The sequence below is a fragment of the Comamonas sp. MYb21 genome, assembly GCF_037479395.1.
In the GTDB taxonomy this organism is placed as follows: Bacteria; Pseudomonadota; Gammaproteobacteria; order Burkholderiales; family Burkholderiaceae_C; genus Comamonas.
Genome location: NZ_JBBGZC010000004.1, coordinates 1 through 25,474, shown reverse-complemented (window position 1 = coordinate 25,474; position 25,474 = coordinate 1). Strand labels below are relative to the sequence as shown.

General features: G+C 64.9%; 16 protein-coding genes and 1 tRNA gene. 5 read left to right on the top strand and 12 right to left on the bottom strand.

The window, feature by feature from the left end; genetic code table 11:
- Positions 1–6: 6 nt before the first annotated feature.
- From WH367_RS06765 to WH367_RS06755, 3 genes are all read right to left on the bottom strand, one after another.
- Entirely contained in the window at positions 7–414 is a 408-nt protein-coding gene (locus WH367_RS06765) for a GlcG/HbpS family heme-binding protein (RefSeq protein WP_116925544.1), read from the bottom strand.
- 129 nt (positions 415–543) lie between these two features.
- Complete coding sequence (gene rlmD / locus WH367_RS06760) at positions 544–2,121, bottom strand: 23S rRNA (uracil(1939)-C(5))-methyltransferase RlmD (protein ID WP_339535022.1); 1,578 nt, start codon at positions 2,119–2,121, stop codon at positions 544–546.
- 73 nt (positions 2,122–2,194) lie between these two features.
- Complete coding sequence (locus tag WH367_RS06755; protein ID WP_339535020.1) at positions 2,195–2,617, bottom strand: winged helix-turn-helix transcriptional regulator; 423 nt, start codon at positions 2,615–2,617, stop codon at positions 2,195–2,197.
- A gap of 119 nt (positions 2,618–2,736) precedes the next feature.
- Between WH367_RS06755 and WH367_RS06750 the strand changes: the two genes are divergently transcribed.
- Positions 2,737–3,132 (top strand): nuclear transport factor 2 family protein, encoded by a 396-nt coding sequence (locus WH367_RS06750; protein ID WP_339535018.1) that lies wholly within the window; start codon positions 2,737–2,739, stop codon positions 3,130–3,132.
- Positions 3,133–3,217: 85 nt separating this feature from the next.
- Here the strand turns inward: WH367_RS06750 and WH367_RS06745 are convergent, their stop codons facing one another.
- The 7 genes from WH367_RS06745 to ettA form a co-directional block, all read right to left on the bottom strand.
- Complete coding sequence (locus WH367_RS06745; RefSeq protein ID WP_339535017.1) at positions 3,218–3,547, bottom strand: hypothetical protein; 330 nt, start codon at positions 3,545–3,547, stop codon at positions 3,218–3,220.
- A gap of 470 nt (positions 3,548–4,017) precedes the next feature.
- A complete protein-coding gene (recD, locus tag WH367_RS06740; protein WP_339535016.1) occupies positions 4,018–6,252 on the bottom strand; it encodes an exodeoxyribonuclease V subunit alpha in 2,235 nt (744 codons plus the stop codon).
- A gap of 11 nt (positions 6,253–6,263) precedes the next feature.
- Positions 6,264–10,100 (bottom strand): exodeoxyribonuclease V subunit beta, encoded by a 3,837-nt coding sequence (gene recB, locus WH367_RS06735; RefSeq protein WP_339535014.1) that lies wholly within the window; start codon positions 10,098–10,100, stop codon positions 6,264–6,266.
- Between the two features lie 5 nt (positions 10,101–10,105).
- Positions 10,106–13,729, bottom strand: coding sequence for an exodeoxyribonuclease V subunit gamma (gene recC, locus WH367_RS06730; protein WP_339535013.1), 3,624 nt, complete (start codon positions 13,727–13,729; stop codon positions 10,106–10,108).
- A gap of 136 nt (positions 13,730–13,865) precedes the next feature.
- Positions 13,866–14,888, bottom strand: coding sequence for a tripartite tricarboxylate transporter substrate binding protein (locus WH367_RS06725; protein ID WP_021025452.1), 1,023 nt, complete (start codon positions 14,886–14,888; stop codon positions 13,866–13,868).
- 208 nt (positions 14,889–15,096) lie between these two features.
- Complete coding sequence (locus WH367_RS06720) at positions 15,097–17,130, bottom strand: DUF1631 family protein (protein ID WP_339535011.1); 2,034 nt, start codon at positions 17,128–17,130, stop codon at positions 15,097–15,099.
- 63 nt (positions 17,131–17,193) lie between these two features.
- On the bottom strand, positions 17,194–18,855 hold the full coding sequence (gene ettA / locus WH367_RS06715) for an energy-dependent translational throttle protein EttA (RefSeq protein WP_027010548.1): 1,662 nt from the start codon (positions 18,853–18,855) through the stop codon (positions 17,194–17,196).
- A gap of 254 nt (positions 18,856–19,109) precedes the next feature.
- Between ettA and WH367_RS06710 the strand changes: the two genes are divergently transcribed.
- The 4 genes from WH367_RS06710 to WH367_RS06695 all read left to right on the top strand — a co-directional run bounded on the left by WH367_RS06710 (position 19,110) and on the right by WH367_RS06695 (position 24,538).
- Entirely contained in the window at positions 19,110–20,885 is a 1,776-nt protein-coding gene (locus tag WH367_RS06710) for a DEAD/DEAH box helicase (protein ID WP_339535010.1), read from the top strand.
- 124 nt (positions 20,886–21,009) lie between these two features.
- Entirely contained in the window at positions 21,010–22,122 is a 1,113-nt protein-coding gene (locus WH367_RS06705; protein WP_339535008.1) for an endonuclease/exonuclease/phosphatase family protein, read from the top strand.
- Between the two features lie 214 nt (positions 22,123–22,336).
- The gene (locus WH367_RS06700; protein ID WP_445228082.1) at positions 22,337–24,151 is read left to right on the top strand and encodes a M14 family metallopeptidase; all 1,815 of its coding nucleotides are present in this window, start codon (positions 22,337–22,339) and stop codon (positions 24,149–24,151) included.
- A 310-nt stretch (positions 24,152–24,461) separates the two neighbouring features.
- A tRNA-Arg gene (locus WH367_RS06695) sits at positions 24,462–24,538 on the top strand.
- A 165-nt stretch (positions 24,539–24,703) separates the two neighbouring features.
- Here the strand turns inward: WH367_RS06695 and WH367_RS06690 are convergent.
- Positions 24,704–25,090 carry a PRC-barrel domain-containing protein gene (locus WH367_RS06690; RefSeq protein ID WP_445228089.1) on the bottom strand — a complete coding sequence of 129 codons (387 nt, stop codon included), beginning with the start codon at positions 25,088–25,090 and terminating at the stop codon, positions 24,704–24,706.
- Positions 25,091–25,121: 31 nt separating this feature from the next.
- The gene (locus tag WH367_RS06685; RefSeq protein WP_021028228.1) at positions 25,122–25,304 is read right to left on the bottom strand and encodes a CsbD family protein; all 183 of its coding nucleotides are present in this window, start codon (positions 25,302–25,304) and stop codon (positions 25,122–25,124) included.
- Positions 25,305–25,474 lie beyond the last annotated feature (170 nt).

The window sequence follows — 25,474 nt, the reverse complement described above, 5'->3', positions numbered from 1 at the left end:
TATGCCTTACAGTCCCAGGGCCGCAATACCCGCCTTGGCGATCTGTGCATCTTCCGGTGCCTTGACACCGCTGACGCCCACGGCGCCCAGGCATTCACCGTCCTTGATGATCGGCACGCCGCCTTCGAGCATGCCGTCGATCAGCGGAGCGCTCAGGAAAGCGGTGCGGCCACCATTGATCATGTCCTCAAAACCCTTGCTCTCGCGGCGGCCCAGCGCCGAGGTGCGGGCCTTGGCCACGCAGATGTGGGCCGACACGGGGGCTGCGCCGTCGCGGCGGATCATGCCCAGCAGGTTGCCGCCGTCGTCCACCACCGCAATGCTGACGATCCATTGGTTCTTGACCGCTTCGGCCTCGGCCGCATTCAACACCGCCTTGACGTCGGCCAACTCCAGCACTGCTTTGGTTTTCATGGTGACTCCTTGGAAAAAATTCGGGAAACCCGGTTGTTCAGCCTGCCAGCTTAACGGCATTCCAGCACGCTAATCAATCACATGCATCACAGCATTTGTGCCTAAAACGGGGGTAATCCCCCGGCGGCATCAGGCTGCTGCGTTTTCTGCTGCAGCGCTCTGCTCGGCAGCATCGGCCTTGTCCACGGTGGCCGTCTCCACGTCGGCCGCATCATCCCCCTCGGTCTTGACCGAAGGCGCATGGCCATCCCATTCAAACACGGCCATGCTCTCGACGTGGGCGGTATGCGGGAACATGTTGACCACGCCAGCAGCCACACAGCGGTAGCCGGCCTGGTGCACCAGCAGTCCGGCATCGCGCGCCAGCGTTGCGGGGTTGCAGCTCACATAGACGATGCGCTTGGGCGGTGTCCAGTCCTTGGCGCTGTCAGGCAGCGGCGCGGTATCGGGCACCTGGTGGCGCGCCTTGTGGATGTCGGCCAGCGCCTTGGACAGCGCAAACGCGCCTTCACGCGGTGGATCGACCAGCCACTTGTCGGCTTGGCCATCGGCGATCAGCATCTCGGGCGTCATCTCGAACAGATTGCGGGCCACAAAGCGCGTGGGCGCCAGCGCGCTGCCTGCGGGGCGGGTCGCATTGTTGGCGGCATAGTTCTCGTGCGAGCGCTGCACCAGGGTCTCCGAGCCCTCGATGCCCAGCACCTCGCCGGCCATCGTGCCAATCGGCAAGGTGAAGTTGCCCAGGCCGCAGAACCAGTCGATCACACGCTCGGTCTTTTTGGCATCCAGCAGGCGCAGCGAGCGCGTCACCAGCACCTGGTTGATGTGCGGGTTGACCTGGGTGAAGTCGGTGGGCTTGAACGGCATCGTGATGCCGAAATCGGGCAGCGCATAGGACAGCTGCTCGCCCACGCCATCCATCAGGTGCACGGTGTCCGGCCCCTTGGGCTGCAGCCACCATTGCACCTTGTGGGCTGCGGCAAAATCGCGCAGGCGCTGCAGATCGGCGTCGCTCAAAGGCTCCAGGTGGCGCAGCACCAAGGCGGTGACCTGGTCGCCGCAGGCCACCTCGATCTGCGGGCAAGTCTCGCGGGCATCGAGGCTGCCGATCAGCGCGCGCATCGGCATCAGCAAGGCGTCAACATGGGGCGGCAAGATCTTGCAGGTTTCCATGTCGGCGATGTAGCGGCTCTTGCGCTCATGGAAGCCCACCAGCACCTTGCCCTTCTTGGCGACATAGCGCACCGACAGGCGCGAGCGGAAGCGGTAACCCCAGCTGGGGCCCTCGATGGGGCGCATCACCGTCTCGGCCACCACCTTGCCCAGGTGCCAGAGGTTGTCTTCGAGCACGCGCTGCTTGGTGGCAATTTGCGCGCCCACATGCAGATGCTGCATCTTGCAGCCGCCGCAGGCGCCGGCATGCAGGCCAAAGTTGGGGCAGCCGGGCCGCACGCGCTGCGATGACTCGCGGTGGATCTGCAACAGATCGGCCTGCTCCCAGTTGTTTTTCTTGCGACGGGTCTTGGCACTCACCCATTCTGTCGGCAGCGCGCCATCGACAAAGACGACCTTTCCATCGGCACGGCGCGCCACGCCCTGGGCGTCCATGTCCATCGACACGATCTTCAAAGCATCTGCGGGGAACTGCGCCGCTTCGGCGGCATCGGGGGATTCGGGAATATTCTGTGGGGTCTGCGCTTGGCTCATCCCGGTATTTTCGCAGGCTGGGCAATGGCCTGCGGCCAACCTCTGGCAATTTGGCGTGCGGGAGCGCAAAAAATCACGGTGGAGCCCAGATCAGCTTTGGCAATGCCGGGTCTTGCTGTGCTGCCACCTCGTCATACAGGTCCCGGTGGCGCATCACCTCATCCATGTGCCGCTCGGCCCACAGGCGCAGCGCATCCAGCGTGGCAGCCAGCGACTGGCCCAGCGGGGTCAGGCTGTATTCCACTTTGGGCGGCGAACAGGCAAAGACTTCGCGCCGCACGATGCCATCACGCTCCAACGCCCGCAGCGTTTGCGTCAGCATCTTTTGAGACAGGCCCTCAATGCCCTTGCGCAACTGCCCAAACCGCCACGGCCCTGAGCGCAGCAGGCCCAGCACCAGCACCGTCCATTTGTCGGCTACGCAGTCCAGCACCTGCCTGGTGGGGCAGGTGGCGAGATAGGGGTTCCAGGCGGGGCGGCAGGGGTCGATGGTCACTTTTTGGTTCCTATGTCACTTTTCAGTGTCTTATTGCAACTATTTATCGCCACCTTTAAGCTCATCATTTTTCATGCATCTGCCCAATGCAGCTTGCGTTTATTCAACGAGGAATGACTATGAACACAGCACAGAACATGGATGTCGTACGCCGCTACTTTGAGGCAGTCGCACGAGGCGATCTCGGCGGCGTTGGCGCCGCTTTCAGTGCCGATATTGAATGGCACCAGCCCGGCAAGGGCGCCCTCTCCGGGTTGCACCGAGGCAAGGCTGCGGTCTTCGCGTTGCTGGGCCAGTTCATGCAGCGCAGCCAAGGGAGCTTTCGCATCGACAAGGTCGGCCCGCTGATGGCCCAGGGCGATCTGGTCAGCACCTCCTTGCACTTCTGCGCTGAAAAGCCAGGTTCAGCCATCGCCATGTCGGGCATTGATGTGCTGCGGGTTGAGAACGGACTCATCCGGGAGGTCTGGCTGTTCTCCGAGGACCAGGACGCAGAAGACGCCTTCTGGGGCTAACAGTGCTATGCAGGCCAGCATGGTACATGCCTGCTTCAAAAACACGAAGGGCAGCCACGCTGCCCTTCGGTATTTGGTGATGCGCTTACTGCGCCGTGATCATGCTGCCCAGGCTCAGCTGGTCGGTGACCATGTTGGCGCTGCTGGACGTCAGCTTCTTGCCGCCGGGCAGTGCATGCACCTCGGTGACGCATACGGCATTGTTGGGCGTGAAGACAACGCGACTGCCGCTGGGCAGCTCGCCTGCCGTCTGGTGCAGCGGCTTGGACATGTCCACTGGGGGCTCAGCACTGCGATACACCACCTCGTTCTTGCTGTCATAGACCGTGTAGCAGGCAGCCTGCGCCCAGGCCGAGGCCGTGAGCGCCAGCATCGCAAGCGCTGTGGATTTGAAGCTGTAACTGGAACCGGACATGGTTGGAACTCCCGCAATATTTTTTATCGATACTGCGAAGTTACCAAATTTTCCTAAACGCTGCATCCCCATTTCCAGGGGAAAGGTCAAGAAAAATCAACCAAAAACAAAAACTTACACAAATAAAGCAAGTCAGCAGGATTTATCAATATCAGTATTGATAATTATTCTCATTCAATGTTATTATTCGTCCATCGCCGCTGTCAGGGGCCTTGCGCATGCACACATGCCCAGCGCCCTCGCAACTGTGATTGTTTCATCGTGGGGCGACTCTTGGGGCCCGTTCAGCTCCAGGGTCGTTTTGGCCAGCCAACGATCTTTTCGCACAGCCACGCATTTTTTCGATGAAACCCGCGCAGCCGGTGGGCACTCCCCATCGCAACCGCTGCGACGATCCTTGCTCAAAACGGCCCTGCCCTGCTGCACCGGCCTGCGACCTCCACAACGCCCCAAATTTCTGGCACCGATGGCTACAACTCGCCTTGTCGCAATCCGCTCGAGCGCCTGACCTGGCGCTCTGTCGCCTCTTCCAGCACCGCGAAATTGCTGCTGCCGCCGGCCACGACCGTGAGCCAACGCTTGGCCCGGGTCAGGCCGGTGTAGACCAGCTCGCGGGTCATGATCGGTGACAGGCTGGGCGGCAATACAACGGCCGCATGGCTGAACTCCGAGCCCTGCGATTTGTGGATGGTCATCGCATACACCGTCTCGACCGCCTGCAGCCGACTGGGCAGCACCCAGCGCAGGCCCTCGCTGGTGGCAAACACCACGCGCAGCGCGCCCTGCGCTACTGCGGCGCCACTGCCTCCGCCAGCGTCAAGCGCCTGGCCCGCCGGCATCTGCACCGTGATGCCGATATCACCATTCATCAGCTTGAGGCTGTAGTCATTGCGGGTGACCAGCACCGGGCGGCCCGCATACCAGCCGCTGCTTTGCGCAATCAGCTCGCGGTGGGCCAGCAGCTGGGCAATGCGCTCATTGAGCCCTTCGACGCCCCAGGGGCCGCTGCGCAGCGCGCACAGCACCTGGAACTCGCCATGCGCTTTCAACAGGCGCAGCGCCCATGGGTTCAAGGCCTCGGGGCTGGGGTTGGCCGGCATCTCGCGCAGCACGTGCAGGTAGTGGCCATAGCCCACCGGCCCCGCGTCGCGCTTGGCGGCACTGTCGACAAAGCGCTTGCCACCGCCATCCAGCACCAGCTGGGCCAGCGACGAATGCGTCAGATCCGGCACCGCATAGGCGGCCAGATCGGGGTAGCCTGCCTTCAGCAGCGGCTTGATCGCCTTGCGCCGCCCGGCATTGACGACACCGGCCAGCTGGCCGATACCGCTGTCGGCATGGAAGCGGTGGCTGACCCGCAGCATGGCCACCGCCTGGTCCAGCGGCTTGCCCGCCATATCCTGCAGCTCAGCGGGCACCTGCTGGCCGGTCACCTGCTGCAGCCACTGCGCCGTTTCGTGCCAATACAGGCCGCGCTCGGACTGGGCGCAGAGCTCCCCCAGCACCGCGCCGGCCTCCACCGATGCGAGCTGGTCCTTGTCGCCCAGCAGCACCAGCCTGGCCTGCGCAGGCAAGGCCGACAGCAAGGCCGCCATCATCTCCAGATCGACCATCGAGGCCTCATCGACCACCAGCACATCGAGCGCCAGCGGGTGCTGGGCATCATGGCGAAAATGCCGGCTGTCGGGCCGGCTGCCCAGCAGCCGGTGCAGGGTTTGGGCGTCGGACGGGATCAGCGGTTTCAAGCTACGCGCCTCGCCACTGCCCGGCGCCGGCGGCACCGCTGGCAGCTGCGCATCCCCCAGGCGCTGCAAGGCCTGCACGATCGATTCGGACAGGCGCGCTGCCGCCTTGCCGGTGGGCGCAGCCAGGCAGATGCGCAGCGGCCGGCCGTTCTGCTGCAAGGCCATGCTCTGCAGCAGCGCCAAGAGCTTGACCACGGTGGTGGTCTTGCCAGTGCCGGGGCCGCCGGTGATGATGGAAAAGGCGCTGGAGGCCGCCAAGGCGCAGGCCATTTTTTGCCAGTCGGGCAAATCGGCAATCTGGTCACCCGCTGGTGGAAACAGCTGGTCCAGCGCCTGGCGCAGCATTGCATCTTGCGCGGCGCTGCGGCCCTGGCGCAGATGCTGGCTGGCAGTGATGCGCTGGCCAATCGCTTGCGCCACATCCTGCTCGTACTGCCAGTAGCGGCGCAGATAGAGGCGATCGCCTTGCAGCACCAGCGGCGTGCCGCCCTGGCTGGGCTTGCCGGGCGCGGCCACCAGCGCGCTCGCCTGCAAGGCCGATTGCCACTGCAGCAGGTTGACCTGGGCCAGCAGCTCGCTGGGCAGCGGCAAGGGCGTGGGCTCGGTGGCGCCACTGCCCTGCGCCACGGTATCGGGTGGCAGCGACAGCGCAAAACGGCTGTTGTCCAGGGTGGCCTGCAGATCCAGGCAGACATGGCCCCGGCCCAGTTGGTGGCTGGCCAGTGCGGCGGCCAGCAGCACCAGCGGTGATGCGGCAGGATCGAGTTCGTGCAGAAAAAGCACCAGCGCCTGGTCCAGGCTGCGCAGCCAGCCATGGGCGGTCCAGCGCTCTACCGTGTGCAGCAGGCTGGCGGTGGCGCCGTTGGGCACGGCCAGCGTGCGGGCAGCCGATCGCTGGGTGGGCAGGCCATCTTGAGCCTGGCCGTTCTCTGGCAGGCCGTCCTGGGGTTCTGTCGTCATTGCATTCATCATCATTGCGCAAACAGCGCATCGAGCGCATCCATCAGTGCACGCGGGGGCTTGTCATGGTAGAGGCCCTGGTGGTCGGCACCGACGCCCCGCAAAAACCAATACTGCACACCGCCCACATCGCGCTCGTAGTCATAACCGGGCAGGCGCTGCTGCAGCAGGCGGTGCAGCGCATAGGTGTACAGAACATACTGCAGGTCATAGCGGTGCTGCAGCACGGCAGCGGCCATGGCTTCTGCCGTATAGGCGGCACTGTCCGCGCCCAGCCAGTTGGATTTGTAGTCCATCACATAGTAGCGGCCGCCCTGCTCGAACACCAGGTCCATATAGCCCTTGAGCATGCCATGCAGCTGGTTGGCCAGCAGCGCGGGCCGTGGCTGGCCGGGCAGCACATGCTGCTGCACCAGCGCATCGAGCTGGCCGGTCGAGGCCCGGTGGATCGACAGCCAGAACTCCATCTCGACCTGGTAGTCGCCCAGCGACTGCAGTGCGACCGGGCTGTCGACCGGCGTGTCGGCCTGGCTGTCGGTGGGCGCACCCTGCAGCCGCAGCGGCGTTTGCAGCCATTGCCGCACAAAGCCTTGCAGCGGCTCGGCCCAATCGGCCCAGCCGCGCACCTGGCAGCGGTAGGCGATGATGCCATCCAATGCCGCAGGCCTGCTGAGCACTGTGGCAAAACCCTCTTGCGCGCACCATTCCAGCAGGCCGTGCAGAAAGTTGCCGGCATCCGGCCCCTTGGGGAAGGCATGCAGGCTGCCGGGCTCCGGCTGGCCCGGTGCGGCCGTATCGGGTGCGGGCTCTTGCGGCTCCAGGTACTGGTCCTGCTGCGCGGTTTCGGGCTCGGCGGCTGTCAGCGCGTCTTCGATCCAGAGGCTCTGCGCAGGCACGGCATAGCCCAGCCGCTCGGTCAGCGCCGAGAAGCTGGCGATCCACCAGTGCTCATCGGCCTGCCGGCGCGGCTCGCGCGCCGCAAAGGCAGCGGGTGGGCGTTCGGGCTGGTAGCGCTGCGGGCTGACTTCGGGCACCGGCTGCACGGCCATCTGCGGACAGTTGCTGGCAAAGTCCTGCAGATAGGCATGCAGTTCTAGGTCAGGCAATTTTTGCCCGCCGGCCAGCAGGTAGCCGACGGCGCTTTTCTCCAGGCTGCCCGCGCGGCTCATGCCCTTGGCCAGTGGTGCCACGCCCAGCCACAGCGCGTACTGGGCGCGCGTCAGCGCCACATAGAGCAGGCGCATGTCTTCGCTCAGGCGCTCGTCGTTATGGGCGCTGACGGCGTCCTGGTGCTTGTTGTTCAGCTCCACCACCAGGTCGCCCGATGCGGCATCGTGGTACTGCGCATAGCCCCGGCTCTTGCCGTCAAAATCGCGCCAGCTGCTGATGAAGGGCAGCAGCACCAGCGGGTACTCCAGCCCCTTGGACTTGTGGATGGTGACCACCTTGATCAGATCGGCATCGCTCTCCAGGCGCAGAATTTCTTCCTCGCCCTCGGGGCTGTCCATCTGCTCGGCCAGGCGTCGGATCAGCGCCTGCGCGCCCTCCACCTCGGTCGATGCGCGCTGCAGCCATTCGGCCAAGTGCAGCACATTGGTCAGGCGCCGCTCGCCGCCCGGCTGGGCCAGCCAGCGCGCGGGCAGGTCAAAATCGAGCAGCCACTGGCGCAGCATCGGCAGCACGCCCTTTTTCTGCCACAGCTGCTGCAACACGCGGCTGCGCAGCGCCAGCTGCTCCCAATGCTGCTCATCGTGGTTGAGCCGCTCCAGGTCCTGCCAGGACCAATCCATCGATGCAGTGGCCAGCGCCACGCGCAGCAGTCCGTCATGGCCGGGCGCATTGACGGCGCGCAGCCAGCGCAGCATGTCGGCCGCCTCGGCAGTCTGGAACACCGAATCGCGGTCCGACAGGTAGACGCTGGCCAGACCCCGCTCCTTGAGCGCATTGCGCACCAGCTCGGCCTCGGCCCGGCCCCGCACCAGGATGGCGATATCGGCTGGGCGCAGCGGCCGGGCCAGCGCATCCGCCGCTGGGCCAAAACCGGCTTGGCCCGCCCGGGCGGCATTGAGCCAGGCCGTGATCTGGCTGGCCGCCGCCTGCGCCATGCGCTGGCGGTAGGCCGACTCGGCCACGCCGGTGCGCACGCTCTTGCCGGATACCGCAGCATCGCCCTGCTCGTCGGCGCCATCGGCCTGCGTCGGCGTGCCGGCATCCAGGGTCCACAAGGTCATCGCCGGCGTGGCCTGGCCCTGCAAAAAGAGTGCGTCGCGGCGGCCGTTGGCATCGACTGCGACGAAGGGCACGGGATTGTGCTGCGCATCCTGGCGGAAGCGGAAGGCCGCGCGGGGATGGCCCTCGGCATGCACAAAGCAGTGGTTGATGGCCTGCACCACGGCCTGGGTGGAGCGGTAGTTGGTGCCCAGCGAGTAATGGCGCCCTTGGGTGGCAGCACGGGCCCGCAGGTAGGTGTAGATATCGGCACCGCGAAACGCGTAAATGGCCTGCTTGGGGTCGCCAATCATGAACAGGCCCTGCGCCGGGTCGTTGTCCGCGATGCGGTAGATGCACTCAAAAATGCGGTACTGCAGCGGGTCCGTATCCTGGAACTCGTCGATCATCGCCACCGGGAACTGGCTGCGGATGCGCTGCGCCAGCGCCTCGCCGCCGGCCGCATGCAAGGCGCTATCGAGGCGCTGCAGCAGGTCGTCAAAGCCCAGCTCGGCGCGGCGCTGCTTTTCTGCCTCCAGTGCGCGCTGCACATGGGCAATCGCATGGCGCAGCAGCAGCGGTTGGAGTGGCGTGGCTAACTCTGCGTCTTGCGCTACGGCCTCCAGCCAGGCATCGATGGCGACAAAGGCCGCATGCGCGGGCACGGTCACGCCCTTTTTGGCCTTGATACCCGATTGGCCAAAGGCCCGAATCTTGGCGGGCGCCGGCTCGCCATCGCTCCAGGCCGCCATCGCAGCCAACCAGGCCTCGAACACGCCCGGTTCGTCCTTCTTCGGATAGGTGACGCCGTTGAGACCCGGCAGCAGCGCGATCAGCAGCTGCTCCAGCTCGGCCCGGTGCTGCTGCCACAGCAGGCGTGCGCTGTTCTCCAGCGCGGTGTGGCGTGCGGCTGCCTCGCTGGCCTGGGCCAGCAAAGCGGCCAGATCGACCTGGTCGGCAGGCGCCAGCGCCGCGCCATCGTAGCGCCAGTCGGCATCCTGGCGGCTGAGCATGGGCTGGATGGCCTCTTGCAAGGCCTGCGGCGTGGCAACAACCTGCAGCAGGCTGCGCAGCGACGTGGCGGGCAGGTCATAAAACTGGCGGCGCCAGTAGTCCTGCACCACCTGGGTCAGCAGCTCGCTCTGGTCGGTGATGAGGCTTTGCTGGAACAGGCTGCCGCTGTCAAATGCATGCTCACGCAGCATGCGGTAGCACCAGCTGTGGATGGTCGACACCGCCGCCTCGTCCATCCAGTTCGCTGCCTCGTGCAGCAAACGGGCGCAGGCGGGCCAGCGGCTGGCGGGGTAATCGGCGCGCAGCGCCAGCAGCAAGGGGTCTGCTGACGCTTCGCTACCGGTCTCTTCCGGCTTCTGCGCAAACAGCTGGGCGGCTTCGGACAGGCGCTGGCGAATGCGGTCGCGCAGCTCTTGCGTGGCGGCATCGGTAAAGGTCACCACCAGGATATCGGGGGGCGCCAACGGCCGGCCAAAGGCCTGCTCGCCGCCATGCTGCAGCACCAACCGCAGGTAGAGCGCGGCGATCGTATAGGTCTTGCCGGTGCCGGCGCTGGCCTCGATCAAGCGGCTGCCCCAGAGCGGAAAGCGCAGCGGCTCGAGTGGCAAGGTGGTATCGCTTGGCATCGCGCTCATTGCGGCCCCTCCCCATCACCCGCATCGCCCGCATCACCCTCCGCAAAGCGCGCCAGCGCCTGCGGATGCTGGCCATTGACCAATTGCACATGGTTCAGCATGTCGCCATAGAGCTGCTGGGCGACATCCAGCAGACCGGCGGCCAGCAGCGCATCAAAATCCGGAAACACCCGGGCCAGTTCGGCCGAGCGCTGCAGCTCACCGGTGCCCCGGTAGCTGTCGTCATAGAGCGCCGCGAGCTGGCCGGCCGATGCCGTGGGCGCCAGGCTGGCGATGGAGGTGCGCACAGCGGCCGGCAAGGGCGCGCGCATGCCTTGCTGCCACAGTACCAGCAACTGGCGCCAGGCCGCTTGCGCAGCGCCAGCGGCCTGCGCGGGAAACACCGCAATGCCCGATTCGGTACAAACCACCGTCGTCAGCGCCTGGCCCGCGTTGTGCCAGGCCAAGTGCTCGACCCAGGCGCGCACCAGGCGGTCATAGCGCAGCTGCTCGCCAGCATGCAAGCGGCCGGCAGACAGGCTGATCTTGGCGGCATGCTGCTGGCCGGCATCGGCCCAGCGCAGGCCGCGCAACCAGTCGGCCACGGCTGGGCCCTCTGCGCCATCGCTGTAGCGCAGCTCCAGCGCTGCACTGCTCGCCTGCGGCCAGTAGCGCAGCGCTGCCGCATAAACCTGCAAGGCACGCTGGGCGGCATCGCAAGCGGGCTCCAATGCGCAATCGGCAAAGGCGCGCAGCGGCAAGCGCCCCTCCAGCCGCAGCCGCTGGGCGGCGGCATCGAGCTGCGCACGCAGGCGGGGCGCATCGCCCGCCGCTTCGGGGTTGTCACGCACCCAGGGCTCCAAGGCGCTCAGCAAGCTGGCCTGCAAGGCCCAGGCCTGCAGGCCATCGGGCGCAAACATCTCCTCGTCCTGGCCGGTCAGGTCCTCGTCCTCAAAATACACACGCAGGCGCTGGCGGAAGAAGGCAGTCACCGGCTTTTGCGCAAAGTCCTGCAGCTGGCGCAGGTTCAGCGCGGCCTCCAGCCCCATCTCGGGCAAGGCCTCCAGCGCGTCTTCGGCCGACTCGGTCTGCAGGCCATCGCCGTGCACACCATGCCATTCCTGCGCATAGGTGTAGAGGCCATCGCTGCCGGCCTGTGAGGGCGGCTGCGCGAAGTAACGTGGGCTGAAGGGCTGCAGCGGGTGCTCCTGCGTGAGCGCGCGCAGCAGCGCTTCGCCAGCGGCAGGGCCTGCCAGGCCAGCGGGAGCATTGGCCAGTTGCCAGCCCTGGGCCAGATGGTCGCGCATCTGGCCGATCAGCACCGAAGGCGGCCTGGCTGTGCTGTCGCGGATGCTACGCCCCACCCAGCTGATGTAGAGCTGCTCGCGGGCGGACAGCACGGCCTCCAGCAGCAGGTAGCGGTCATCATCGCGGCGCGAGCGGTCGCCGGGCCGGTACTGCTGGCGCATCAGGTCAAAATCCAGCACCGACACCGGGCGCGGGTAGGCGCCGTCATTCATGCCCAACAGGCAGACCATGCGAAACGGAATCGCGCGCATGGGCATCAGGCTGCAAAAGCTCACCGATCCCGCCATAAAGCGCTGGTTCAGGCTGCTGGCATCCATGCCGGCCAGCCAGGCCTCACGCGCGACCGACAGCGGCAGGGCCTCATCAAACGCTGCCGCCTCGCACTGGCCCAGCCAGCGCTCCAGGCCCTGGATCAGCTGCATCTGCAGCAGCTTTTCATGCTCTTGCTGAGGGTCAAACAGCAGTGCCAGCACCTCGCGGGCGCGCTCTACCCAGGTGCTGGGCGGCAGGTCCTCGGCCAGCAGATCGCAGGCCTGCTCCAACGCGCGCAGCAAGGCGGCCAGGCCGCCCAGCGCAGCGGCATCGAGGCCACCGATCTCGTCGTAGGGCTGGATATCTCCGAGCGCCTCGCCACGGCCTACCGCAAAGCCGAGCATCATGCGGCGCAGGCCAAAGCGCCAGCTGTTGGTCTCTCCCGCCTGCGCCAGGCCAATGCGGGCGCGCTGGGTTGCATCAAGCCCCCAGCGCACACCGGCGCCCTCGATCCAGCGGTGCAGCAGCGCCAGATCGTCCGGGTCAATGCCAAAGCGTTGGCGCAGGGCATCGACGGCCAGGAGATCCAGCACTTCGCTCACCGCAAAGCGGCTCTCGGGCATCGCCAGCACATGCTCGAGCGCCACCAGCATGGGCTCGCGCCCGCGCTGGCTCTGGTCGGCCAGCGAATAGGGGATGTAACGCGCATCGCTGCGGGCGATGCGGCCAAACACCGCATCGATATGCGGTGCATAGATCTGGATATCAGGCACCATGACGATGATGTCGCGCGGCCGCAGGCTGGCATCGGCCCCCAGGCGGGCGAGCAGCTGGTCGTGCAGCACTTCGACCTCGCGCTGCGGGCTGTGCGCGGTCTGAAAGCGGATGGAGCCGTCCTCCGCCGGGTCCAGCGCCGGCCACAGCGCGCGGCTTTCGGCCAGCGGCCGCAGGTCCAGGATGTCGTCCTGCAACTGGGCCAGCATGTGGCTGGGCTCGGCCTCGCCAAACAGGTCAATGCGCCCGCCATTGACGGGGCCCAGCAGCGAGGCGTACTGGTCCGGCTGGTCAAACTCGTCAATCAGGTGGATGTAGTCGCGCCCCTGCTTGCCCCAGGCGGCCAGCAGCGGGTGGGCATGCTGGTGCAGGTCGACGTCATCGATGAGCCCCTGCATGCTGCCCTTGCGCTGCTGCCGCCGGTACTGGTGGCGCAGCAAATCCTTGTCGGCAACAATGTCCGACCAGTGGTGGCGGCAGGGGTTGTGCACGCACAGCAGCACCTGGCAGCTGCGCGAGATGGCAGCGAGCGCCTGCAAGGTCTGCGCCGGCATCGACGAGATGCCAAACACCACCACGCGGCGCGGCAGGCCGGGGTTGCGCGCCTGAGGCACAGGCAGCATTTGCGGCGCTTGCGGCGACTGCAGGTACTGCACAAAGCGCTGGTGCACGGCGGCGCGGCTGGTCTCCATGCCGGCCGCGCCCACATCGTCCAGCAGCGCGCGCCATAGCTGCGCCTGCCAGCGCTGCTCTTCATCGAGCGGCTGGACATCGCCGCGCGCGCTGCGCAGCTGGTCGCGGCCCTCGGCCCAGTCGCGCAGCCAGTCGGCGCGGTAGACCTGGTACTGGTCAAACAGATCGGCAATGCGCTCGGCCAGTTGGTAGCGCCGGCGCTGGTCATGGTCCTCGGCCAAAAAGCGTTGCAGCGCGGCAAACGCGGGCTGGGCCAGCAGATCGGGCAAGAGGCGCATCAGCCGCCAGGTGAGCGGCTGCTTGTCCAAAGGCGATATCTCGGGCACCTCGTGCTTGCCCAGCACCGCCCGGTAGGCCTGCCACAGAAACTGCGCCGGCAGCTGCACATCGACCGCTGCGGTGATGCCGCAGCCGCCCTCCGCCACCGGCTGGGCCATCGACAGCTTGAGCCACTGCGCAATGCCATTGCTTTGCACCAGAATCGTCTCGCTCTCCAGGGGCCGGAGCGGGTAGCGCTGCATCCAGGCCACGACCAGGTCCCGCAAAGCCTCCGGATGGTTGCTGTGTATCACCATCAGGCCGGGGGTCATCGCATGGACGGGGGAGGATTGCATCAGAGGAGGAAGATCAGTCAGGATGTGCCAGTTGGGGACTGTAACGCAGGCCACCGCCTGCTGGCGTCTCCCAGCGCGGCGCGGGCAAGAAAAAAGGCAGCCGAAGCTGCCTGTGCGAAGTGGTGTGGGGCCCGCCTCAGTCCACCGTCGCGCCCGAGGACTTGACTACCGGCGCCCAGGCCGCCACTTCGGACTTGATAAAGGCGCCAAACTGCTCGGGCGTGTTCTTCTCGGCCACGGCGCCGAGCTTTTCATAGGCTTCCTTGACCTGGGGCTTGTCAAAGGCGCGGTTCATCGCGGCATTGAGCTTTGCCACCACTTCAGGCGGCGTGCCGGCCGGGGCGATCAGACCAAACCAGGACGAGACATCAAAAGGCTTGATGCCGCTTTCTTCCATCGTCGGCAGATCGGGCGCGGTGGGCGAGCGCTTGGTGGTGGTCACGGCCAGGGCCTTGAGCTTGCCGGCCTTCACATGCGGCCAGGCCGACGGCATGTTGTCGAACATGAACTGCACCTGGCCGGCCATCAGGTCGGTGAGCGCCGGCGAGCTGCCCTTGTAGGGGATGTGCTGGGTCTTGAGTCCCGTGCGCAGCTTGAACAGCTCCCCTGCCATGTGGATCGAGGTGCCGCTGCCCGAGGACGCGTAGGAGACCTTGTCGGGGTTGGCCTTGGCAAAGGCGATCAGCTCTTGCACATTGTTGGCGGGCACGCTGGGGTTGACCACCAGCACATTGGGCACCTTGGCGCCCAGTGCCACCGGCGCAAAGTCCTTTTCCAGGTCAAAGCGCACCTTGGGGTAGAGGGTCTGGTTGATCGCGCTGGTCACCGCGACAAACAGCAGGGTGTAGCCATCGTTCTCGGCGCGGGCCACCTGCTCGGTGGCGATGTTGCTGCCGGCGCCCGGCTTGTTGTCCACGACGAAGGACTGGCCCAGCTCGGCCGTCAGCTCCTTGGCCATGATGCGCGCGACCACATCGGTGGTGCCGCCAGCAGAAAAGCCCACCACGACACGCACGGCACGCTCGGGGTATTTCTTGGGATCGGCGGCCTGCGAGGCCAGGGGCAGCAGGGCTGCGGCGCCCAGCAAGGTGGCGGCCAGAACGTTGCGGCGCGAGGGCAGGCATGCGGCCGCAATGCGGCTGCGCGAGAATGGGCTCATGGTGTCTCCTTGGCACCTGGACGCTGAGCACATCCAGGCGATTGGCTTATTGGCTTATGGTGGCTGCGGCCGGGTGCGGCTGCATGCCCCTGGGGCTTGGTGCCCCGAAAGCGGAGATTGTGCCACGGCCAAAAGGCCTGAAACCCAGATACCCTTTAGGCGATGAGCGGTTGGCGACTGGGCAGTTGCGAGCTCTGCCCGCGAGCCCTCAAACCGGCCGTACCGCCCGCTCCTGGGCCAGTTTCTCGAGCATGCGGCGCGTGATCGATTGGCTCGCGCCGCCGCTGGCCACAAACAGGAACATCGTCGAGCGCGCATTGGTCCAACTCAGCTGCTTGGGCACCCAGCCACCGCCTTGGCCCAGGAACTCGAGCCAGACACCGGCCTCCAGGCGCTTGCCGCCAATCCACAGCCCCACGCTGTCGGGCTTGGGGGCATCGAGCATCGAGCCCGTCACGATGATGGCGGGCTCATCCTCACCCATGGCGTCCACGGCCTCGGGCAGCTGCGCCCAGGCCGATGGGGTTGGCGCAGGCGACAAGGCCGTGGCCGCCGCCGCAGCGGGCAATGGCGCGGCCACGGCCGGCACCGCATGGCGGCCCTCTTCCTGCACCATTTGCAGCTCCACCAGCGCGCTGGGCGCCATCTGGGCCACGGCCGTGAGCACCGGCGCAATGCGCTCGGGCATCCAGCCAATGCTGGTCAGGCCGGCCTTCAGGCGCGTGAGCAGCGAGGGGATCAGCATGTCCGCATCGCTGTGCATGCTGGCACTGGCATTGGCCCCTGCCAGCGCCAACACGTCGTCCACCGCCTCTTGGTAGGCGCGGTAATGTGATGAGTCCTGGCCTGAGCGCTCGGCCGCCTGCAGCAGCACCTTGGGCCAGGCGCCCGTCAAGGCCGCCAGCAGCGCCGGGTCCACATCAAAGCTGTGCAAGCTGGTGGCCAGGCGCAGCATCACTTCGGCCTCGATCTGCTCCAGGTTGGCAGACGCGCCAGGGCCTGGCGTGGCGGCGCTGGCTGCCAGCGGCGCTGGGGCTGGCTGCAGCGCAGGCTCGGGTTGATACCCGGGCTTGGGTGCGGGCTGCGCGAGCACCTCGCGCTCTGCCTGCATCTGGGCCAGTTGCGCCCAGTCGGATTCAGGGCTGATGCTGATCAGGCCCGACGCGCCCCACTGGCTCTCCAGCAGCATGCTGCTGGAGTAGCCCGAATCATCGACATCCTGCAGCGCCGATGACAGCCGGGGCTTGAGCCGCACGCCAAAGCGGCTGAGCGCCTGGGCGAAATCTGCCGCACTGGGCTGGGCCAGGGCCGACAGCGTCTCGACCGTCTCGGTCACCAGCTGCGGGAACTGCGGATCGGACAGCGCACGGCCCTCTTCCTTGAGCACGGTGGCCTTGTCGACAATGGTCTGCACCAGCATGCGGGCGGGATGATCGGCATCAGTCCAGAACGAGCTGTCCTGCGCAGCCATGCGCTCCATCACCGGGATCAGCGTTTTGTAGGCCCGGACGGCGCCCACGGGGCAATGCGCGGGGATGTCGAACAAGGTCTTGGTCCGCTGCACAAAGCTGCGGGTGTTGTCTTTGGCGACGCGGCGCTTGAGCTCAGCCTTGGCCAGCAGCTCGGCATAGCTGTTCATCGCCAAGGTCATGATGCGCTGGTAGCTGGTCTGCAGGTGGTCGGCCATGACGCCCACCATGTCGGGCAGAAACAGCGCAGTTGCATCGGCAGAAATCTCCACGTCGCTCAGGGTGGCCTGCAGGCTGTCGAGGTAGACGGTGTGGTGCAAGGGGTTGCCATTGCGCCAGTAGCGGGTGATCTTGCGCAAGGGCCGGTAGACGCGCTCCAGGCCCGTCAGGCTCTGCTCGGTCTGCTGCAGCAGGTTGATCTGCATGCGGCCCCATTCAATCTGGGCACGCAGCGCATTGCGGTCTTCCTGCAAGCCACCGGCCTGGCTCTGGCCGCTCATCTGCGCGTGGTAGTCCTCGCGCTTGCCCTCCGCAATCGCAAACACGGCCTGGCGCAGGCGCAGTGCATAGGCGAGCGGCAGCTGCGCCTTCTTGCTGGCCAACTGGGATTGCGCGTACAGCAACAATTGTTGATCTTGTGCGTTGCTGTAAGACGACAACTGCGCAGCCAGAGACGCCAAAGCTGCATTGCCCATGGCGGCCATCAAAGGCTCGGCCTCATGCAATGCCTGCTCCAGACAGGTGTCAAATACCGATACGGCCCGTTGCTCCACGCTTCACCTCTCCCAGTTGAAACGCCCGGCGCTTGGCGAAAGCGACGGGCGTACGGTGTGGGTTTACTTCAGGGCTTTGTAGCGCATCCGCTTGGGCGCTGCCCCTTCTTCTCCCAACCGCTTCTTCTTATCTGCCTCGTATTCCTGATAGTTTCCATCAAAAAATACCCATTGGCTATCCCCTTCCGCCGCCAGGATGTGGGTCGCAATGCGGTCCAGGAACCAGCGGTCGTGGGAAATGACCAATACTGTACCCGCATATTCCAGCAAGGCGTCTTCCAGTGCACGCAGGGTTTCCACGTCCAGGTCGTTCGAGGGTTCGTCCAGCAGCAGCACATTGCCGCCCTGGATCAGGGTCTTGGCCAGGTGCAGGCGACCGCGCTCACCACCGGAGAGGTTACCCACCTTCTTTTGCTGGTCCTGGCCGTTGAAGTTGAAGCGGCCCGCATAGGCACGCGAGGCCATCTGGAACTTGCCCACGTTGATGATGTCCAGACCGCCGGAGATGTCCTCCCACACGGTCTTTTCATTGGCCAGCGCATCACGGTGCTGGTCCACAAAGGCCATCTTCACGGTCTGGCCGATTTCGACCTCACCCGAATCAGGCTGCTCCTTGCCGGCGATCAGCTTGAACAGCGTGGACTTGCCCGCGCCGTTGGGGCCGATGATGCCGACGATGGCGCCAGCCGGAATGTTCATGCTCAGGTTGTCGATCAGCAGACGGTCGCCGAAGGCCTTGGAGACATTCTTGAACTCGATCACGCGGCTGCCCAGACGCTCGGCCACAGGAATGAAGATTTCCTGGGTTTCATTGCGTTGCTGGTATTCGTAATCGCTCAGCTCTTCAAAGCGGGCAATACGGGCCTTGGACTTGGCCTGGCGGCCCTTGGCGTTCTGGCGCACCCACTCCAGCTCCTTCTTCAGGGCCTTGGCGCGGGCTTCCTCGCCCTTTTGTTCCTGCTCCAGACGGTTGCCCTTTTGCAGCAGCCAGTCGGAGTAGTTGCCCTTGTACGGAATGCCGTGGCCACGGTCCAGTTCCAGAATCCATTCGGCCGCGTTGTCCAGGAAGTAGCGATCGTGGGTGATGGCCACCACGGTGCCGGTAAAGCGGTGCAGGAACTGTTCGAGCCAGTCCACCGATTCAGCGTCCAAGTGGTTGGTCGGCTCGTCGAGCAGCAGCATGTCGGGCTTGGACAACAGCAGCTTGCACAGCGCCACGCGGCGCTTTTCACCACCAGACAGCTGGCCGACGATGGCATCCCAGGCGGGCAGGCGCAGCGCATCGGCCGCGATTTCGAGCTGGTGCTCGGAGTCGGTGCCAGCAGCGGCAATCACGGCTTCCAGCTGGCCTTGCTCGGCAGCGAGCGCATCGAAGTCGGCGTCTTCTTCGGCATAAGCGGCATAGACCTCTTCGAGGCGTGCCTTGGCATTGTTAACTTCGGCCATCGCCTCTTCAACCGCCTGGCGCACGGTGTGCTCGGGATTGAGCTGGGGCTCTTGCGGCAGGTAGCCAATCGACAGTCCCGCCATCGGGATGGCTTCGCCTTCGAACTCCTTGTCGACGCCCGCCATGATCTTGAGCAAGCTGGACTTTCCCGAACCGTTCAGACCCAGCACGCCGATCTTGGCGCCCGGGAAAAAGCTCAGAGAAATACCCTTCAGAATCTGTCGCTTCGGAGGAACCGTCTTGGTGACGTTGTTCATCGAAAAAACGTATTGAGCCATGTGTTCTTTTGGTAAATCAGTAAAAAAATATGCGATTTTTGATCGCGGCCACCCTGGGATTATCGGTGCATGCGACAATACCCGCAGTCAAAGGCTCCAGTTGCCTAGGACTTCAGCGCTAATGCTGGGGACGATGGACACAGTTCCGGGCTCCCTCTTTGAACCCATCTGCCTACCTGACTGGCTGCAATTATTCCAAAAAATTGCTTAGACGAGGCCGATACCCAGCGTCCAGGTTGGACGCATCTGATCCAATGAACTTTGAAGAACTGAATCTGGCACCTGCCATTGTGCAGGCTGTGCGCGAACAAGGCTACGACACGCCTACCCCTATCCAAGCCCAGGCTATCCCGCTCGTGCTACAAGGCTGCGATTTGCTGGCCGGCGCACAGACGGGCACTGGCAAGACGGCCGCTTTCACGCTGCCCATGCTCCAGCGCCTGACCCAATCCGAGGGCAGCCGCAACAAATGGGGCAACAAGGCCATCCGCGCACTGATTCTGGCCCCCACCCGCGAGCTGGCGGCCCAGGTTGAAGAAAACGTGCGCCTCTACGCGACGCACCTGGACATCAAGTCCACCGTCATCTTTGGTGGCGTGGGCATGAACCCGCAGATCGACCGCATCAAAAAGGGCGTCGATGTGCTGGTGGCCACTCCTGGCCGCCTGCTCGACCTGCAGCAGCAAGGCTTTCTGGACCTGTCCACGGTCGAGATCCTGGTGCTCGACGAAGCCGACCGCATGCTCGACATGGGCTTCATCCACGATGTCAAGAAGGTGCTGGCCCTGGTGCCCAAGGACAAACAAAGCCTGCTGTTCTCGGCCACCTTCAGCGATGAAATCCGCGAACTGGCCAATGGCCTCTTGAAGAACCCCCAGTCCATCCAGGTGACGCCGCGCAACACCACGGTGCAGCGCATCAAGCAGGTGATCCACCCCGTGGGCCGCGGCAAGAAAAAGCAGGTGCTGCTGCACATCGTGCAGGAGAACAACTGGAGCCAGGTGCTGGTCTTCACCCGCACCAAGTTCGGCGCCAACAATGTGGCCGAATACCTCAGCAAGAATGGCGTCTCTGCCATGGCCTTGCACGGCAACAAGAGCCAAAGCGCCCGCACCCAGGCCCTCGAAGGCTTCAAGTCCGGCGACCTGCGCGCACTGGTGGCCACCGATATTGCCGCGCGCGGTATCGACATCGACGAGCTGCCCAACGTGGTTAACTACGAGATCCCCAATGTCTCGGAAGACTATGTGCACCGCATTGGCCGCACCGGCCGCGCCGGCCGCGAAGGCAATGCCGTGAGCCTGGTGTGCATGGATGAAGAAGGCTTCATGATGGACATCGAGCGCTTTACCAAGCAGGACATTCCTGTGCAGGTGCTCGAAGGCTTTGGCCCCGAAGAAGGCGAGAAGGCCGAGCCCATCGCCATGGGCCGCCAGACCATCTGGGGCGGCGCAGGCAAGGCCCCTGGCCGTGATGTGATGCAGGCAGCAGCCAAGGCTGCGCGCCAGGAAATGATGGAACGCGTGCGTACCAACAAGGTCGCTCGCGGCCCTGGCGGCAACGCGGGCGGCGGCCAGCGCGGCGGCAACGCCAAGCGCAGCCCCGGCCCACGCGCTGAGCGCGCCGAAGGCGGTGCAGAGTTTGGCGGCGAAGGCATGGACCAGGCACGCCGCGAGCAGCGCCCACCACGCCGCGACGGCCGCCAAGGCCCACGCCACCCATCGGCTGAGGCACGCGGCCCACAACGCCAATCGCAAGGCCCACGCCCAGCAGGCGCCGGTGCAGGTCGCGGCCCGCGCCAGGACAACGAACGCCAGCCACGCGCTGATGCCCACCTGGGCACGCAGTTTGGCGGCACGGTCGATGGCCGTGACCACCGCCGCAGCGGCGCGGCCCAGCCCGATCCCATGCGCACCAGCGTGGACAGCATGGCCGAGCGCGGCCGTCGCGGCGGCTTTGGCGGTGGAAACCGCAATGGCGGCGGCGGTGGTGGCGGCCGAGGTGGCCGCAACCACTCCTTCTCGCGATAAATCGCGTCAACAGCGTTCTGGGTCGTCGCATTTCTGTCGCCATCGCTGATGGCAGTTGATTTGGACGCCCAATTCCGCTAGGGTTAGGCCGCATTCGAAAGCGAGTTTCATGCGGCCTTTTTCTATGCCCTCTTCTGCTGCCAACCCTGCAGCACCCGCCCTGGCCCCCGATACCTTGACGGTCGCCACCTGCAATGTGCTCAATCTGGCGCTGCCCGAGCGGGAGTTCTACGCCAACCAGGCGCCCTACACAAGAGCGCAGTACGAGCGCAAAGTGCAGTGGTTGGGCGGCCGCTTTCAGACGCTGAACGCCGATATTCTGGCCGTACAGGAGGTGTGGGACGAAGCGGCTTTCAGCGAGGCGCTGGCCGCCAGCGGCCTGCACTACCACTATGCGGCCGTGCCCGGTGCAGAAAACAGCGAGGGCCGGTCTGGCGCCAGCGGCACCCCGCGCGTGGGGCTGGCTACGCGGCTGAAGGTACTGGCCACGCGCTCATTCACCGATTTTCCCGCCGGGCTGGGCCAGCCCATTCCGGGCCTGGGCGTCCATACCCGCTTTGAGCGCCCGCCGCTCGTGACCACCTTGCAGATGAAGCGCGGCCAGATCCTCACGGTGCTGACCTGCCACCTCAAATCCAAGCGCCCCAAGTTCCTGCTCGATGTCAACGGCAATCCGCTCGAAGACCGCGACAACCCCAAGATCGCCGCGCTGGCCTCCCTGCGCTCACTGGTGATGCGCGGCGTGGAGGCCACAGCGCTGCGCTGCCTGGTGATCGACCTGCTGCGCCACACGCGCATGCCTTTGGTGGTGCTGGGCGACTTCAATGACACGCCCGACAGCGTCACCACGCAGATGATCTCTGCCAGCTCCGAAGTGGCCTATGACCGCAAGGCCCGCGATCGCGCGCTGTTCAACGCCTTTGATCTGCTGGGCGATGCCGCGCTGAAAAAAGATGTGGCCTATTCCCACATCCACCAAGGGGCGCCCGCAGTGCTCGACCAGATTCTGGTCAGCGAGGAATTCGACCCGCGCAGCCGCCATGCCGTGGGCGATGTGCGCCGCGTGGATTACTTCAACGACCACCTGCATGAAGGGCGCGACCGCAGCCGCTCGGACCACGGTTTTGTGCGCGCGCTGCTGCGAATGCGGGCACCGACACCCGGCGCAAGTGCCGGGGATTTATCGCCCGACCTGGATTCGGCTGGTACATTCGAGCGGTCGAACGACGGCGCCTAGCTCGCTGCAACGCGGAGCTGAACCCTTGGGGGCCTCCGAGGAACCCGCCCGCCAGGCGGCACCGCAGCGGCTGATAATGCCGCCGACACAGTGTGTTTCAAGATACGCACGGAAACTTATTGTTTCGCACCCATCCTACGTGAAAGCCCCACGCGGCTTTGCATAATGGCAACGTATTTTTCAGGAGGGGCGTGATTCGTCACGCACAACAACGATGATGAAACCCGACGCAGTATCCCCATCCACCCAGCGCGCGATACCAGGCTGGACCAGCCTGACTGTCATCGCCGCAGCGCTCGCGCTGTCGGCCTGCTCAAGCACGCCGCTGCCAGCCTGGAACAGCACGCCCATCGCGGGCGGCCAGCCAGCGCCCGGGACGGTGACCACCAAACCGGCCAGCGGCCCCAGCCCCGTGCAGATCCCGGGCATCGGCAGCGCCGGCGTGGTCTCCACCCCGGTCGAGACGGTTCCGCTGCAAGGCAGCCCTCTGGGCGGATGGAAGGAGAGCGACGAAGTCGCTGCCCGATTTCCCGATCCCGAGCGCAGCTACGCCACGCCAGGACTGAGCGCAGGCCGCACCACCTACACCAGCAATGCCGAGCTGGGCCAGTGGCTGCGCCAACTGGCCACGCCAGGCCAGTCCGGCACCAAGGCCGAGCTGGTCACGGCCGGCACCTCGCAGGATGGCCAGCCCATTTTGGCGCTGCTGCTGACCCGCGCTGCCAGCACCAGCTTGCATGACCTGGACCAAAGCCAGCGCCCTACCGTGCTGCTGGTTGGCCAGCAGCATGGTGATGAGCCCGCCGGCAGCGAAGCGCTGCTGGCCCTGGCCCAGGACCTCAAGCAGGGCCCGCTGGCATCGGTGCTCGACAAGATCAATGTGCTGCTGGTGCCCCGCGCCAACCCCGATGGCGCGGCGGCTGGCCGGCGCAGCACCGCCAACGGCCTGGACATGAACCGCGACCACCTGCTGCTGCAGACGCCCGAAGCCCAGGCGCTGGCCAAGCTCAGCCGCATCTACCGCCCCATTGCGGTATTTGATGCCCATGAGTTCACCGTGGCCGGCCGCTATCTGGAGAAATTCAAGGGCGTGCAGCGCTATGACGCGCTGCTGCAAACGCCGACCACCGCCAATGTGCATGAGTTCATCGCCAAGGCGTCGACCGAATGGTATTTGCTGCCCATGCAAAAGGCGCTGACCGAGCAAGGACAGAGCACCAACTGGTACTACACCACCACCCGCGACCCGCAAGACCTGTCGCTGTCCATGGGCGGAGTGCGCCCCGATACGGGCCGCAATGTGAACGCGCTCAAGAACGCCGCGACGATGCTGGTCGAGACCCGGGGTGTCGGCATTGGCCGCGCGCATATCCAGCGCCGCGTACACAGCCAGTATGTGGCGCTCGCCTCTGCACTGCAGACCACCGCCCAGCGCACCAAGGAGCTCGAACAGGTACGCAACTACGCGAACCGCGACATCGCCTCCCAGGCCTGCCGGGGCGAGTTCACGCTGGAGTCGCAACAAACCACGGAGAAGCGCCGCGTGGTCTTCCTCGACCCGCAAACGGGTGAGGAGATGCAGCAGGAAGTGGACTGGCACTCCTCCGTCAAGCTCAACCCCGGCCCCAAGCGCGCACGCCCTTGCGGTTACTGGCTGGCGGGCAATGCCACCGACGCTGTCGACAAACTGCGCGCGCTGGGCCTGCAGGTGCTGCGCGTGGCCGAGCCCGGCAATCTGCTGGCCGACACCTACCAGGAGCAAGAACGCAGCAGCAGCGCCAAGAGCGATGTATTGGGCCCAGGGCAGCAAAGCGTGGAGCGCGTCAAGGTCGGCCTGGAGCGCGTCGCCATCGATGTGCCCGAAGGCAGCTACTACGTGCCGCTGAACCAGTCGCTGGCCAATGTGGCGATTGCGGCGCTGGAGCCCGACACGCAAAGCAGCTTTTTTGCCAACCACATCATCTCCAGCCTCAACGATGTGGCCCGGTCGATGAACAACCCCTCGCTGGTCTACGAAGAGACCGAATAAGCGCTACTCGACCCTGGGCGCTATGCATTGACCGGTGCATGGCTGCCTCCAGAATAGAAAATGCCCGCAGTATTTTGGAACTGCGGGCATTGCTTTTCCAGTTGGCGAGCTGGCCGCTGGCTGCAACAAGCATAGTCATCCAAGCCCTCTCCCTCTTTTGGCTTGACCGCCTCTGTGGCGAGTCTGGAGAGGTTGATTCAGTGCATAATGACGCCCAGTCATAAAAGCAAAGATGACCAGTGCGGACCGCTCCGCAAATCTTCGGTTGAGGTAAAGCCCATCAAGGCAGGCACCTCCATCAATCAAGCATCTGCCCGTAGCTCAGTTGGATAGAGCAACAGCCTTCTAAGCTGTGGGTCACTGGTTCGATCCCAGTCGGGCAGGCCATATTCTCCTATGGCAGGCTGCAGTCGCAATCCCAAAAATCGCATCCCCAAACGCTGATAAGGCTGGAGCGATGGGTCAGGCAATGGCAGCTGTCAGATGGCAAGAGTCATGCAATGCAAAAAAGCCCCTTTCGGGGCTTTTCATGTCTGATCATCGACGCAGCAATTATTTCTTGTTGTACTCAAACTTAGGCAATGCCTTGAGCGCATCCTTGGTCGCACCCGGCAATGTGATCTTGTCATTTTGCACGCGGAACTGGCCCACAGGGATCGCCACATCATGCGTGCCAACGCCCAGGAAGCCACCTGCACCGATGATGGCATAAGAGACGGCCTTGTCGGGCGCAACGATCACGTCGTCGATCTTGCCCACGGACTTGCCCTCTTCGTTGTAGACGCTCTTGCCGAGAACCGACTTCTTGATGCTCCAACCCGTGGCAACGGCCTGGATTTCGGTCTGCTCCACACCCAGCCTAACGCCACCGGCGACGGGCACTTGCGTCTGCGCAAAGGCGGAGCCCGCAGCCACCGTCACGGCAAAAGCGCCCAGCATCAAAATAGACTTGGATTTCATTGTCATCTCCTTACTTCTTCGCAGCGTCTTTGGCGGCTTCTTGCACATTGCCTGCTGCCTTCTGGGTCTTGCCTTCCACCTGCTTGGCAATGCCCTTGGCCTGCTGCTCGGGGCTGTTGACCGCCTCGCCGACTTTCTGCTGGACCTTGCCAGCCGCATCTTTGACGGCACCTGCGACTTGGTTCTTGTTCATGCTTTTTCCTTCAGTGATGTTGCAAAGCTACGTTGGGATGGCTCAACGATAGCGTGGGACGAGCCGGAAAAAGTTAGGTGCACCACTTGTCAGTGAATCGCCCCGACTTGGCTAGACACTCTTGAGCCGTTGGGAATGGCGCTGTTCAAACTCGATGGGCGATAGCCCTG

Coding starts and splice junctions, on each gene's coding strand:
- recD (WP_339535016.1), bottom strand. CDS start 6,252: ATGACGACAGAACCCCAGGACGGCCTGCCAGAGAACGGCCAGGCTCAA.
- WH367_RS06690 (WP_445228089.1), bottom strand. CDS start 25,090: ATGCTGGGCGCTTTTGCCGTGACGGTGGCTGCGGGCTCCGCCTTTGCG.
- WH367_RS06765 (WP_116925544.1), bottom strand. CDS start 414: ATGAAAACCAAAGCAGTGCTGGAGTTGGCCGACGTCAAGGCGGTGTTG.
- WH367_RS06745 (WP_339535017.1), bottom strand. CDS start 3,547: ATGTCCGGTTCCAGTTACAGCTTCAAATCCACAGCGCTTGCGATGCTG.
- WH367_RS06710 (WP_339535010.1), top strand. CDS start 19,110: ATGAACTTTGAAGAACTGAATCTGGCACCTGCCATTGTGCAGGCTGTG.
- rlmD (WP_339535022.1), bottom strand. CDS start 2,121: ATGAGCCAAGCGCAGACCCCACAGAATATTCCCGAATCCCCCGATGCC.
- recB (WP_339535014.1), bottom strand. CDS start 10,100: ATGCCAAGCGATACCACCTTGCCACTCGAGCCGCTGCGCTTTCCGCTC.
- WH367_RS06685 (WP_021028228.1), bottom strand. CDS start 25,304: ATGAACAAGAACCAAGTCGCAGGTGCCGTCAAAGATGCGGCTGGCAAG.
- ettA (WP_027010548.1), bottom strand. CDS start 18,855: ATGGCTCAATACGTTTTTTCGATGAACAACGTCACCAAGACGGTTCCT.
- WH367_RS06725 (WP_021025452.1), bottom strand. CDS start 14,888: ATGAGCCCATTCTCGCGCAGCCGCATTGCGGCCGCATGCCTGCCCTCG.
- WH367_RS06750 (WP_339535018.1), top strand. CDS start 2,737: ATGAACACAGCACAGAACATGGATGTCGTACGCCGCTACTTTGAGGCA.
- WH367_RS06705 (WP_339535008.1), top strand. CDS start 21,010: ATGCCCTCTTCTGCTGCCAACCCTGCAGCACCCGCCCTGGCCCCCGAT.
- recC (WP_339535013.1), bottom strand. CDS start 13,729: ATGCAATCCTCCCCCGTCCATGCGATGACCCCCGGCCTGATGGTGATA.
- WH367_RS06700 (WP_445228082.1), top strand. CDS start 22,337: ATGATGAAACCCGACGCAGTATCCCCATCCACCCAGCGCGCGATACCA.